Raw genomic sequence first — 12,854 nt, 5'->3', positions numbered from 1 at the left:
ATTAACATAAAACAAGAACAGTGAAAAATTTAATCGCATCAATGATGGTGATACTTTGCGTACAAAGTATTGCTACTGCTCAAACCAAGACTTCAGTAAAAAAGGTAACCATTGATTCCGTAAAATGGAAAGCCGACCATTATATCGTAGACAGAGATACCGCCTTTAAAGACCCCCGGCTTGCTATTAAGAAACTGATGGGGGGTAATAAAAGATTCGTTGAGAACAAATCTATCCGGCCACGGCAGGATGCACAAACCATTAAGAAATTAGGGTTTGGTCAAAAGCCTTTTGCAACAATCGTCAGCTGTTCCGATTCCAGGGTGCCTAATGAATTGATCTTTGATCAGGGTCTGGGAGATTTGTTTATTATCAGAACGGCCGGACAGGTATCATCGGCTGCATCTTATGGAAGCATGGAGTACGCGGTGTTGAAATTGTATAGCAGATTAATAGTTGTTTTAGGGCATACAGAATGCGGCGCTGTGGCTGCGGCTGTAGAAAGGCCAGAAGATGTACCTGGTCATATTGTTACGTTAATTAATGACATTAAGCCAGCTGTAGCCAAAGTAGCCAATATGCCCGGCGATCCTGTTAATAATGCTGTAAGACAGAATGTAATTGACCAGGTAAATGCACTCAGGGATTTAGACCCCATTTTGCATAAAAAATATGTAAAAGGAGAGATCCTGATTGTAGGTGCTGTTTATGATATTCATACAGGAAAAGTAGAATTCCTGGATGAGACGATGAAAGATCTTCCTGAGAAAACTAAATAGTCCCTGGTATTTAAATAAACTATTCAATTCATAAAGAAGCCGGCTCCATTTACTGAGCCGGCTTTCTTCATTGTTGAGCAATGCTTAGTTTTTGATAACCTTTTTCGTCGTTATAATTCCATTATGGATCAGTTTAACAACATACATTCCCGCAGGCAGATGGCTTGCAGAGAATGACCTGTTGTAACTACCCGCAGAGAGGTTTTCTCTGAATATTGTCGCTACCTGTTTGCCATTGATATCGTATATCGCCAGTGCAGTTACACCTGCATCTTTCAATGTAAATGCAACATTGGCATTGGTGGAGAATGGTGCAGGGTAGATACTAAATTGCGAATTAGATGCCTTTTCAGGAGCCACAGCCGCTATTTTCGCTGCAGATTGACTGGTCCTTACCTTTATTTCTGTAATGCTGTTCCAGGCATTCACGGTGTTACCATGTCCCACAATCCTTACATATTTAGCAGAGCGGGCTGTGAAGGTAAAGGTTTCCAGTGCAGTAGTAGTACCACTGCTACGTAGACCCGTAGCTGCAGATGTAAACGTACTGCCGTCAGTGCTGGTCAGGATGTCAAATATGGCGCTTCTTGTATTGCCGCTATAGAAAGCAATATCCACACCACTTACGTTAGCTGCGGAACCAAGGCAAAGCGTTATATACTGACCATCGCCACTGGCTGACCAACGGGTGTTGAGGTTATTGTCCAGTACATTGGCCGCTACGTTACCATCATCGCTGCTGGCAGTTGCAGGTTCGCAGGTGGGTGGTGGCGGAGTAGTACCCGCTTCCGGTTTCCACCAGTTACCGGAGATGAACAGCTGACATAAGAGGCTGTAAGTGTCGCTATAATAGCCTGATTTAGCTGTTTTGAGGAAGTTCCAGCCGTTGTTTACAAATGCCTGGTTATTGCTGTTCACCACAGCTGCTGCAATAAATGGCGCTACGAATACTGCTTCAGGATCAGTACCGGAAACACTGCCATTCAGCTTGTAACCATCTTTCACATTCGCAGGATTACCACCTGTTTTGCCAATGATCCAGGTAGCGATCTTATTGGAGATGCTCTGTGCAGTTGTGTTGCCATACAGGGCATAGTCCATTACCACACGTAAAGGCACGCGGCAGGCATTATAGTTATATTCGTTTGTCTGCGGACCTTCATCAATAAAGTTTTTCGGTGCCGGCTCCGGAGGATTCTTCACTACGAAGTCAGAGATCAGACCTGTAGAAGGAGAATAGGTAGTGCTGAACTGATTGTATACCGCATACAGGTTGTTGATGAGGTTCAACCAGGTAGCATCGCCGGTCTCCTGGTAGAAGGCGCGGAGATGGCTCAGCATCCAGTCGGAAGGGCGGGTATTCAGTGCGCTTTTAGCGTCCCAGTCGCCCAGGTTCAGGCGGTTGGTAGAAGTCACGTTGGCTGCTTTTAAGCCATTGGTGATCATCTTCTTGGCTTCGGCGAGATAGTTGATAGTGCCATTGGACCCCCACTGATAATGCGCAAGGATCAGTGAATAGGCAATATCAATATCGCCGTCTGTAGCGGAGTCAAAATGTCCCTGGGCGCCTGAAGCATCAGCCACCACCCATCCCATCAGGTTGGTGTTGATACTGCTGTGGAATGCCCGGGCAGTTTTGTACAATCCGTCATAAATAGCATGTGCATTAGGATCATAACCAGCCATCAATGCCGTGATCACCATGCCATAACCATGTCCTTCAGAGGTGCCTAATGGTACAAAACCTTCAGCATCTCCACTGATCTCACCTTTTACATAATAGCCTCCCGGTAAGGATGCGAGATTGTTTTTCAGGTACTTTGATTTCCAGTAATCATAGTAGCTGGCTACACTGCTATTCATAGCTGCCTGTGTAACGTTGTTCGGTTTGATACAGTTTGGATAGGTGACTGCTTGTGGGAAAGGCTTGTTCTGCGCCTGCACAAGGAGGCTGGTAACACACAAGGTGCTGGTTACCAGTAATGAAGAGAATTTAGTCATATACGGTCAATTTTAAGGGTGCGGTTTTTCCTGCTACAGGTTATTTTGAGTCGTGTTTCTATGGTTTATGCAAACGATTGCTAAAATAAGAATAAGTACAATATAAATAAGCAAATTTATTTAAGTCTGGATTAGCTGACATGCAATTTCGCGACACTGTTTTATATTATGAGTAGGCTCTTGTTTTGCTAAGGTGTTGATAAAGACTAAATTTATCATTCGAAAGCTATCTTATTATTAATCCAATATTATGACTATGAGACTAGGAATATTGTCATTATGCTTTGCCGCTCTTACCGGGAGCGTAAACGCCCAGATCAGCGCGCCAGACACAATAAGAACTTCAAAAGGCCCCCTGGCGATACAGCCGGTGGAACATGCCAGCCTGGTACTCTCTGCTGCCGGTACAGTTATTTACACAGATCCTGCAGGTAAAACGGACAAGTTTAAAGGCCTGGCAGCACCGGATATTATTCTCATCACAGATATTCATGGCGACCATTTCGATTCAGCGGCTATTGCGGCGCTAAAGACCAGCAAGACCCGTCTGATCGTACCACCGGCAGTGGCCGATAAATTGCCGGCTTCGTATAAACCCATGGTGACCGTATTAAAGAACTTTGGGGTGACTACTGAAAATGGTATTACTATTAATGCTATTCCCATGTATAACCTCCCGGAAACACCCGATTCCAAACATCCAAAGGGCAGAGGGAACGGATATATAATATCTGTTGGCGGTGTACGTATCTATATATCCGGTGATACCCAGGGTATTCCGGAAATGCGCTCACTCAGAAATATCAACGTGGCCTTCGTTTGTATGAATCTGCCTTATACCATGGACGTGCCGGAAGCAGCAGACGCCGTACTGGCGTTTAAACCCAGGATCGTATATCCGTACCATTACCGTGGCGCCAAGGGTTTAAGTGATGTCAAAGCATTTAAAGAGAAAGTAAATGCAGGCAACAAGAATATAGAAGTACGCCTGCGCAACTGGTATCCCCAGATGTAGTGCGGAAATCATCCGAAGTAATTATATATATAGCCGGCAGCGTATGCCGGCTTTTTTTATGGGTGCCGGAAAATTATCCATGAGGTTGGGAAATACTGTCATTCTCCACGGTGCTGTTTTGAGTCATCTTTGTATCACAAAACAACACAAAAACAAAACACAAAATATACACACAATGAGAACGACATCCACTTCAAAATGGCAATTAAAGAGCGCTTTGTTTACAGCATTTGTATTACTCCTGAGCCTCTTTTCCGTATCCTCCTTTGCACAGAATAAGACCGCTAAAAATATTGTGCTTGTTCATGGTGCTTTCGTAGATGGTTCCGGCTGGAGAAAAGTGCATGATATACTGGTAAAGAAGGGATATAAGGTGACTATCGTGCAGTACCCGCTCACATCCCTGGCAGATGACGTGGCAGCTACCAAACGTATTCTTGACAGGCAGGATGGCCCCACAGTACTGGTAGGACATTCCTGGGGTGGTACGATCATCACAGAAGCTGGTGCCCATCCTAATGTAGCCTCCCTGGTATATGTAGCCGCTTTCCAGCCTGACAAAGGTGAGAATACACTTCAATGGGCTACATCATTGCCTGGTGCTCCTGAAGCCGGTATACTGCCTCCGGATGAAAAAGGATTTTTGTACTATGACTTAGCGAAGTTCCATGCTGGTTTTGCAGCAGATCTGAGCAAAGCAGAATCAGACTTTATGGCGGCATCACAGGCGCCCATCTTTGGTGCAAGTTTTACCACACCTGTAGCTGATGCTGCATGGAAAACAAAACCTGCCTATGCTGTTGTCGCTACTGAAGATAAGGCCATCGTTCCCGACATTCAGCGCAACATGTATAAACGCGGTGGTGATAAAATAACAGAAGTAAAGGGCAGTCACGCCGTGTTTATTTCACAACCGGAAGCTGTTGCGAAAGTGATCATTGCTGCGGCTGAAGGTAAATAGTTTTGGAAGACCAGACCGATGATAACTATTAGAGTGGACAACAACAAAACAGGGCCTTAACTGGCCCTGTTCTTTTTTACATTTAGCTCCATGCTTTTTTCAGCGAATTCCTGTAAGCCTGTGGCGGCGTATTGATAGCGTTTTTGAAATATCTGCTGAAATGATATTCATCTTTAAAGCCCAGATCATAGGCGATCTCTTTAATAGGTTTGGAGGTCAGGTACAACTCCCGTTTAGCTTCTACAATGATCCTCTCCGTGATCATATCAGTAGGTGTTCTGCCATAATAGTCCCTGACAATTCTTCCCAGGTTTTTAACCGTCATATTTAACAGATCAGCATACTCACCTGCACTATGTTTCTCGCGGAAATATTTATCAATATAGGCTTTGAATTGCTGCAATGCCTCCGATTCAACTGTTTGTTCCGTAGGCGCTGGTTTAACAACGTCCTGCGATACCTTTATCCTCGTTACATTGATCAGCAGGATCTTCAGGTAGGAGATCAGCAGGTCATGCTGGGCCAGCCCTGCTACCTGCAGTTCATTTTCCACCTGCGAGATCAGCATCCGGATCGTAGGCGCTTCATTGTCAGGAATATTGACCAGTGGTGTCTGGCTGATATTGTTGAAGAGAATGCCGTCGCAGGCTACTTCCTTGTGATGTTTGATAACACAGAAGAAGTCATGGTGAAAATTCAGCATCACGCCTTTTACATGTTCTCCCGTGATCATAAAAGGATGCCCCGGGGCAAAGAAAAGCATCGTTCCTTTAGAAATAGTATATTCAGTGAAATCTGCTTTCAGGAGCCCTTCTCCTTCGTAGAGCCATATAATGGAAAAGTGACCTACGCGTTGTAGGTCCTTAAACGGTGAGTTATCTTCAAAATGGACCATTCTGAAACCCATGCTGCCGTCAACCGGGTTCTTAATCTCAAAAGCGGGTGTTGTTGTCATATGCAGTAAGCTTACCTGTTCTCTAACCAGGACAGGAAGATCTGTACTTTTTCTTTATTGATCAATAATTTTTCAGGAGCGGGAATGATCAGGTTGACGAGCAGCTTCCTGGCAAAATAGTGTTCCACATCTTTTATTGCCTTAAAATTAACCAGGTATTGCCTGTTCAGACGAAAGAACTGATCCTGCGATAGCATGGCATAGATCTGGTCAAGCGACTGATTGATCGAATATTCCTCCTGGTCGAAGGTCTTGATAATAGTTGCTTCATGTTTGATGTAGAAGAACGCAATAGCATCTGTGGAGATGTTGATATACTTGTTGTTTTTGAACACCAGGAAGTTCTTCTTACCAGCCGGCGGCGATACTTTTGCCAGCAGATCATTCAGTTGCGGCAATGTATGTTGCTGGAAGAAGTTCTTTAGTTCATCTACTTTTTTGAGTGCGTTGACGATATCATCTTTGGAAAATGGTTTCAATACATAGTCAACGCCATTCGCTTTAAATGCATCCAATGTATAGTCCTCGAACGCAGTACAGAAAACTACCGGGCATGATATCTTTACTGATTTAAAGATATTAAAACAGAGCCCGTCTGAAAGCTGGATATCCATAAAGATCAGGTCCGGCTGTTCATTTTCGGAAAGATACTTAATGCTGGAGGAGACGCTTTGCAGCTGCGACACTATTTTAGCTTCTGGTCTGATCTTCGTTATCATAGTGGCCAGGGACGCTGCTGCTTTGATCTCGTCTTCAATAATGAGTATGTTCATGTATCACAGGAAGTTTTACCTTAAATATTTTTTCGTCTGATTCAATGATGATTTCCTTTTCCAGGAGGTGATTATATCTTTCACTGATATTGTTTAGTCCTACCTTCAGCGAAATACCCTGGTCCATTTTAAGCTGCACATTATTCTCCACAATAATAAAATCTTTTTCAGCATAAAGCCTGATCTCCAATGGCTGCTCCAGCGATACAATGTTATGTTTGATACAATTCTCGATCAGTAGTTGTAAGGTGAACGGGGGGACCAGCGACTGAAGATAGGCAGGATCAATCTTGTTGGTCAGTTGAATACCATCTTCAAACCGTGCCTTCAGCAGGAACATGTATGCATTCAGAATATTCAGCTCTTCCGACAGATGGATCAGGTCCAGCTTGCGACTCTCCAATGTAAAGCGATAAAACTCGGAAAGCTTCAGTACGAAATCGACAGATTGTTTATCGTCGGTTTCTATCATCGTTTTCAGTGTATTGAGACTGTTGAACAGGAAGTGAGGATTGATCTGTTGTTTGAGCAGTTCATACTGGGCGCCGAGATTGTCTGATTTGGAGCGTTCCAGTTCTATGCTTACCTGCTGGTTCTGATAGTTCTGATACAGCAGATGCAGGATCATATAAAATCCGAGATTGATCATGATACCTCTCACCTCCACCATCAGCATTACCGGGCCAAAATTCAGGTGTGAAAGTAACCACTGCTGGCAATAGGCCAGCAACAGCATGACGCCTATCCCGAATACAAGACTGGTGAACAGGCGGGATATTGACATGCCCCGGTTAATATCCCGCCTGGAATAGGTGGGCAGGGTGTAAATATTGTAATACCATACGATAACGGAAAAGGCGAATGTGATACCGGAATTGACCAGGGCTTCCGGTAAATTAAATGGCCGCTCCGCAATCTTGGGAATGGAGGCAATGATGCCGAGGAACAGTGAACTGCACCAAATGATCCAGGGAGATACTTTAAATGTTTTCTTGTTCATCACAGTTTGTGCTTTATGGAAATACCATGGCCATTTGGCCAAAGATATAGTTAATTCTTTCCGCTTGATTATAAATTATGGGCCCATTGATGTACTCAACCGTGTTTCTGTTGACACTTTTATGGTTGATAGCAGGGTAGGGCCGTTGGCCAAAATTATGACGATGCTGATTGCGGGAACAGGATGAGGAGGGGGAACTGGACAGATTAAGTTGGGAAGTGGACGTTTCCGTCCTTCAAAATACGGCGGACCTATACCTTTCTGCATTTCAGTTTCAGCACGCCGGCAGCATGGGTATATCCGCCTCCGGCGCCATCCACAAAGTGAATATGGTCGTCTTTCATATCGCGGACGTAGCAGGACATCACAGATTCTTTGCTGACATAGATGGCATAGAAGATCTCCCCGGCCTGTTCCAGCCTGTTCAGTTTTTCTTCCAGGAGTTGCCGCTGTTGTGGGGTGCCTGTAATAACGGTATTGATCTTACCATCTATTACGAGTGTGTCGGACATTTCCACCAGTCGTGTGAGATAGGTCCTGCCGGTTTTGGTCTGGAAATAGATGTAACCCAGGGTGGTGGTGAGCCAGGCCTGTATAAGTGAAAAGATCTTCATGCTGCCAAACCGGGCGCGTATTTCTGATCCCAGTTTGGTGAAGGAGGCTTTGAGCCGGAGCTTTGATATAGAAATAGGCTGCCTTTTCTCGGGCGTGCCATAGATCTCATCAATGTAGGAAATGACTTGCTGGAAGGTCTGTGATTGCTTTGCGTCATCAGTTGAAAGGACAATCAGGCTGACTACTTCATAATGATTTTCCGGAGGTTTGATCTTGTCCCAGCGGCATTGCATGCCACTCAGGTCTAATTCATTCCCGCCGGGAGCCTGACCGGGGAAGCGGTAATCATCTCCTTTGATCAGTTTTTCTGCATAACTGAGACCGTTTCCCAGCAGGATCGGAATGGTGAAATTGCCGGAGCTGGTGAATTTACAGATCCTCAGTGCATGTCCCCGGGCGTAGATCTCCTTTACGTCCACCACGCCTGTGCGTAGCTCGATATTGAAGTTTTCCCGGGTATTATTCCTGTAAAGTAAAAGTGCTGCCATAGCGGCGTCTTTCACGGCAGGAGGGACTATAAAAGAAGCACCGTCCCCTCCGAAGAAGAAAGGGACGGTGATATTTGCTTTAAAACAGATGTTTAGTACTGCAACAATGCTCCCGGTGGCAACCAGGTTGACGGTCTCGTGCAATCCTTTTTGTACGACAGCCGTGGAGCCTTTAATATCTGTTACAATAACATGCCAGCTGTCAGGTACCTGGTAGAATAAATGTTCTTCCGTCAGCAGCTCACTGAGAGGAATACGATTGACCGGTAATCTGGAGTAAAACAGATCAGAACTTGCTGACATAGCCCTTTATGCCCTTTTACAGGGATTAAAAATGCAGTCTGAATTCGATATTCAAGGCCGGACCAGACTTATTATCTTTCACTTTAGTGCCAGGGATCTCGCTGCCGTTTGAATGAAGCGTTGTTGTCTGCTGCAGGGAAGACACGAGGATCTGTGCACCAAAGCTTGCCTTTTCCGGTATCACCTCAAAGAAGGGGCCGATACCTGCCAGCTGACAGAAAGCATGCCCTTTTATTTTCACATATTCTTCCGGTGCACCTGGCTGGGATACCATCGATTTTACGCTGATAGGTCCCCAGGTGGCACCTACTATTGGCGCCAGGAAGAATGTTTTTGAAAGCGGGATCATGTATTGTACGATCGGGCCCACCAGCATACTGATACCACGGGTATAGATACCCTTGCTCTTTTTATCAGAGATGCTGATACCGGCGGTCAGGCTCACGCCGACAGACAGTTTGTCGATAATGTGATATCCCCCTTTGGCGGATAACTGGGCTGCGGTACCGATGTATTGCCCCATGGGCGCTACTGATCCGCTCAGACCAAGACCACCACCAATCCAGTAATCGCCTTTATTGATCTTCAATGTATAGGCTTTTTTGGATGGTGCTTTGGTGACATCAAGTGTTTGTGCGGAGCTTGTAATAAATGGCGTCAGGGCAAGCATCAGAGGTACTAGGACAAAAAGCAACACGGCTTTTGCAGGCATTAGTCGTTGTTTGTTTTTCATGAAGGAAATTTGTTTGGTTGTAAAAATGTGAGACATGTACCAGTCTTTGTCATAACAGGAAGTACTGTTGGTAAAGCAGTTGTATGTTTTCGCATCATAGCATATCATTCACGTATATCTTGATATTTGTTAATGTGAATAAGGTGGTGTTGTTGCCGGAAAAGGGACGTGAAAGCTTGTATTTCACATGAACTTGAGTATTTGGTTGATAACTGAAGGCCTGGGGCTTTAACTCCTTGCGTTGCTACATCGCTGTAAGCAAATGTAATAACTTCTTGGGAAAAGTAAAACGTTTTGAGTACAGATATTGGGAAATCGGTTGCAGGGTCTGGCAGGTTGGGAGGAGGAGGGGAGTTAACGTTGTGAGGGGGGATTGCTTTTGTGGACTCCCGGCTTGCTATGGTATTATAGAAAGTGCCTTGGGGGCTATCTTGTGGAGGACTTATAATAAGAGAAGCGTATATCTGTTTCAGTTGGTACATTCCTCCGCCTGTCTAAAATATTATCCATACAGCCAAATCAAATTTGAACTATTACAATTTATGCATGCGATATCAGATATCAATTTCTTGCTTTACAACCAATTCACCTTTAAAACCATATAAAACAGCAGCTTCGTGAAATTTTTCCTGAGAATGCATACAATTTTTGTGCAATGCGGGCTTTAATTTGTTACAGATACGACCTTCGACCCGGTTATATCCGACGAAACTGTGATTTTCCGCAAAAAGTTTGACAGAGTTTAGTATTTGCTTCGTTGATACGCCAATCCATTTGCCGTCGCTTGCCCAAACTTTTAATTCGACAAAGGCTAGATTGTCTCCATGTTTTAGCATCCCATCACAAAGACTTTCAATGTATTTGTTATCGGGGTTAGGCGGTGGGACAGGTATTTTCAGTGAATGATCCAAACCGTAAAAATCCGCATTGATTTTAGTTGGATTATTTACAATTCCTATCCAATCATGTTTGTCCTCTTCCATGATGTATGATGGCGCCCTTTCAGGATATGGTTTATCATACAATCCAAATGTTTCCTGGCTCGATTGTGTGTGGTGTGCATCGAAAAAGTTTACCTGCATTGATCTTCTATACGTAATAATTGTGAATACATGTTGTTTGATTCATCTAGCAAGTTGTTGAGGTAATTATCATCTGATGGTAAACCTTTATAGTCACCTAACTTTGACAAACCTCCTGACTCATTCAATTCATATATGATTAAATCGTCAGCGTTTATAATGGATTTAGAAGGTACTATCTCTTCTACAGATTTAAATAGTTCGCTTTTGCCACAATTATGTATTGTTTGGTAAACATTTCGGGCTTTTACAGCTAACATCAGAGCATTCATAACGTACGGGCTATGTGAGGTCATGATCAACCTGTTTCCCTCGCTCATGTTATTGAACTCAAGCAAGCTTTTTAAGATATTCCACTGTGATGAAGGGAATAAATTTTGTTCTGGCTCTTCTACAATATTTACAAAGGCAGTTTTATTATACTTCGCAGCAACAACAGAAAGTGCTGCCTTCTTTTGTTCATCTGTCAAGTCAGCGTTTGCGTGTATTGCCGCTACATCTGTTTTAAATCTTTCCAACTCTTCGCTGTTCATTGGCTGGCGAGACTCTGAGGACGATTGAACAGAATTAGCCAAATACAACGATATTAAAAAAAGCGGTACAACGGACTGGATACCGCTCGATGCAGCCAATAGATCTACCATGTAGTCCTGTCCTCTGATAATTAGAGTGTCCAGATTTTTATTGTACATAATATCGAGACCATTAATGGGCAGTTTTATTACTCCCCCGTTAATGCCTTTGATAATTTCTCTGTATAATACTTGCAGGTCAATTAATGTTTCAGGTACTCGTCTGGCGCGTCTATATTCATAGGTGAAATTGAGCAAATTGCGTTCTGCAGGTATATAAACAATTTGCGGGAGATGATAATTCTGCCCATTAGACTTTGCGACATCGATACGTGTTCCCCTAACGGTTATTTGATACGATTCGCCAACGTAATCTAACTCACTTGGCGGTTTAATAACATCGTCAGAAAAAAGTTCAACTTGTGCTTTTTGGAACCCCTGCAGATATGTATGGATATTGTGGTAACTAAGAAGTTCATAAAAGACTGCGATACGTTCAAAATGTACCAATGGATAATCACCACGGCTCAAAGCTTTTTCCATCCATGTAAACGTGGAAATGAGTTTCGCAAGGGTACTTTTGCCTGTGCCCTGATTTCCAATAAAGAGCGTCACCTTTTTAATGTCTATCCATCCATCATTATCGGTATATCCTTCTTTTATCGGCCCGAAGTTTTTGACCCTGATTTTACTCATTATCCATTAATCATTTTGATAATTCAACATGGGAACACTGGTAAGTGTAGGAACCCAACATGTAAAGTTAATGAAAATTGACCATTATCTTTTTAAGCAATTTGTTTATAATTCTTTATCAAATCTCATTGAGCATATCGTTAATCTTGGTAGCAGCCCGATATTAGGAGAGTATGGTGCATTAGGACCGGGGAAAGAAGCAGTATAGTATAACGAATTGTTAGGCTGTTTTTCTGTAATGGAATAGTATGAAAATGTGTAGGGCTTGGTAGCAGTAAAACAGCCCCAGGTTTGTACTAATTATTCTCCAGATAATCCCTAATCGCAGAATGATACACCGTACTACCAGGTCTTACTTTATAAGCAATCTTCTTCACGGGGTCGTTAATAATGCTCTTAGCATATGCCACCGCATGCATAAATCTATCCTTATACGCGAGCTGTAATGTTGATGGAACAACATTGCTCATATCAGGATACTTACTGATAAATGTTTTGTCTCCGCGTTTTTTCAATACGAAGTCTTTATTTATTTTTCCACGGCTTGTCTTTAAGCCGTTCAATAAATGATTGTTTGTTCTTGCCATAGTTTTTTTATTTAAAATTAACGCTTTTTTCATTGCGGGTTTTACGTAATCTGAACTTGAAACAACACCGAATTAGTACCGATTTAAGCAGGAATTAACGATGTTTCACCTATGTCTATCTTACGTTGATCCTACGTCTTGGAACGTAGGATTAACGTAAGATAGACATAGGTGAAACATCGTTTGTACAGCGTTATATCCTCGTAAAAAGGGGAAAAGATAGTAGCTTTTATTTGATCTGAAAAGGCCTGTTTCTCGTATATATAAACGACAAAAATAATGGCGAAAAAGAGG

At 43.3% G+C, this 12,854-nt stretch carries 12 protein-coding genes; 3 read left to right on the top strand and 9 right to left on the bottom strand.

All coding sequences use genetic code 11. The features are described from left to right. Positions 1-20 precede the first annotated feature (20 nt). On the top strand, positions 21-779 hold the full coding sequence (locus tag CLV42_RS20055; RefSeq protein ID WP_211303496.1) for a carbonic anhydrase: 759 nt from the start codon (positions 21-23) through the stop codon (positions 777-779). A gap of 84 nt (positions 780-863) precedes the next feature. Here the strand turns inward: CLV42_RS20055 and CLV42_RS20050 are convergent, their stop codons facing one another. Further along, positions 864-2,780 carry a glycosyl hydrolase family 8 gene (locus tag CLV42_RS20050; RefSeq protein ID WP_106603718.1) on the bottom strand — a complete coding sequence of 639 codons (1,917 nt, stop codon included), beginning with the start codon at positions 2,778-2,780 and terminating at the stop codon, positions 864-866. A 250-nt stretch (positions 2,781-3,030) separates the two neighbouring features. Here CLV42_RS20050 and CLV42_RS20045 point away from each other — a divergent pair, with 250 nt between their 5' ends. Both CLV42_RS20045 and CLV42_RS20040 read left to right on the top strand, forming a co-directional pair. After that, on the top strand, positions 3,031-3,795 hold the full coding sequence (locus tag CLV42_RS20045; RefSeq protein WP_245901700.1) for an MBL fold metallo-hydrolase: 765 nt from the start codon (positions 3,031-3,033) through the stop codon (positions 3,793-3,795). Between the two features lie 175 nt (positions 3,796-3,970). Next, positions 3,971-4,756 (top strand): alpha/beta hydrolase, encoded by a 786-nt coding sequence (locus CLV42_RS20040; RefSeq protein ID WP_106603716.1) that lies wholly within the window; start codon positions 3,971-3,973, stop codon positions 4,754-4,756. 82 nt (positions 4,757-4,838) lie between these two features. Here the strand turns inward: CLV42_RS20040 and CLV42_RS20035 are convergent, their stop codons facing one another. From CLV42_RS20035 to CLV42_RS19990, 8 genes are all read right to left on the bottom strand, one after another. Further along, positions 4,839-5,711, bottom strand: coding sequence for a helix-turn-helix domain-containing protein (locus CLV42_RS20035; RefSeq protein ID WP_106603715.1), 873 nt, complete (start codon positions 5,709-5,711; stop codon positions 4,839-4,841). An 11-nt stretch (positions 5,712-5,722) separates the two neighbouring features. Further along, on the bottom strand, positions 5,723-6,484 hold the full coding sequence (locus tag CLV42_RS20030) for a LytR/AlgR family response regulator transcription factor (RefSeq protein ID WP_106603714.1): 762 nt from the start codon (positions 6,482-6,484) through the stop codon (positions 5,723-5,725). Continuing rightward, positions 6,465-7,484 (bottom strand): sensor histidine kinase, encoded by a 1,020-nt coding sequence (locus tag CLV42_RS20025; RefSeq protein ID WP_106603826.1) that lies wholly within the window; start codon positions 7,482-7,484, stop codon positions 6,465-6,467. Before CLV42_RS20025 ends, CLV42_RS20030 begins: the two co-directional genes overlap by 20 nt. Positions 7,485-7,735: 251 nt before the next feature. Continuing rightward, positions 7,736-8,890, bottom strand: coding sequence for a DUF3095 domain-containing protein (locus tag CLV42_RS20020; protein WP_106603713.1), 1,155 nt, complete (start codon positions 8,888-8,890; stop codon positions 7,736-7,738). Between the two features lie 25 nt (positions 8,891-8,915). Next, positions 8,916-9,623, bottom strand: a complete 708-nt coding sequence (locus CLV42_RS20015) for a hypothetical protein (RefSeq protein WP_146154436.1) — start codon at positions 9,621-9,623, stop codon at positions 8,916-8,918. Positions 9,624-10,177: 554 nt separating this feature from the next. After that, positions 10,178-10,606, bottom strand: a complete 429-nt coding sequence (locus CLV42_RS20005; RefSeq protein WP_211303495.1) for a hypothetical protein — start codon at positions 10,604-10,606, stop codon at positions 10,178-10,180. 89 nt (positions 10,607-10,695) lie between these two features. Beyond that, entirely contained in the window at positions 10,696-11,973 is a 1,278-nt protein-coding gene (locus CLV42_RS20000; RefSeq protein WP_106603709.1) for an AAA family ATPase, read from the bottom strand. Positions 11,974-12,269: 296 nt separating this feature from the next. Further along, positions 12,270-12,560 carry a hypothetical protein gene (locus CLV42_RS19990; protein WP_106603825.1) on the bottom strand — a complete coding sequence of 97 codons (291 nt, stop codon included), beginning with the start codon at positions 12,558-12,560 and terminating at the stop codon, positions 12,270-12,272. Positions 12,561-12,854: the final 294 nt, after the last annotated feature.

This window comes from Chitinophaga ginsengisoli (assembly GCF_003014595.1).
Classification (GTDB): domain Bacteria; phylum Bacteroidota; class Bacteroidia; order Chitinophagales; family Chitinophagaceae; genus Chitinophaga; species Chitinophaga ginsengisoli.
The sequence above is the reverse complement of the archived record's forward strand: the minus strand, read 5'-3'. Positions and strand labels throughout refer to the sequence as shown.

Coding starts and splice junctions, on each gene's coding strand:
- CLV42_RS20050 (WP_106603718.1), bottom strand. CDS start 2,780: ATGACTAAATTCTCTTCATTACTGGTAACCAGCACCTTGTGTGTTACC.
- CLV42_RS20045 (WP_245901700.1), top strand. CDS start 3,031: ATGACTATGAGACTAGGAATATTGTCATTATGCTTTGCCGCTCTTACC.
- CLV42_RS20040 (WP_106603716.1), top strand. CDS start 3,971: ATGAGAACGACATCCACTTCAAAATGGCAATTAAAGAGCGCTTTGTTT.
- CLV42_RS20035 (WP_106603715.1), bottom strand. CDS start 5,711: ATGACAACAACACCCGCTTTTGAGATTAAGAACCCGGTTGACGGCAGC.
- CLV42_RS20030 (WP_106603714.1), bottom strand. CDS start 6,484: ATGAACATACTCATTATTGAAGACGAGATCAAAGCAGCAGCGTCCCTG.
- CLV42_RS20025 (WP_106603826.1), bottom strand. CDS start 7,484: ATGAACAAGAAAACATTTAAAGTATCTCCCTGGATCATTTGGTGCAGT.
- CLV42_RS20020 (WP_106603713.1), bottom strand. CDS start 8,890: ATGTCAGCAAGTTCTGATCTGTTTTACTCCAGATTACCGGTCAATCGT.
- CLV42_RS20015 (WP_146154436.1), bottom strand. CDS start 9,623: ATGAAAAACAAACAACGACTAATGCCTGCAAAAGCCGTGTTGCTTTTT.
- CLV42_RS20005 (WP_211303495.1), bottom strand. CDS start 10,606: ATGGAAGAGGACAAACATGATTGGATAGGAATTGTAAATAATCCAACT.
- CLV42_RS20000 (WP_106603709.1), bottom strand. CDS start 11,973: ATGAGTAAAATCAGGGTCAAAAACTTCGGGCCGATAAAAGAAGGATAT.
- CLV42_RS19990 (WP_106603825.1), bottom strand. CDS start 12,560: ATGGCAAGAACAAACAATCATTTATTGAACGGCTTAAAGACAAGCCGT.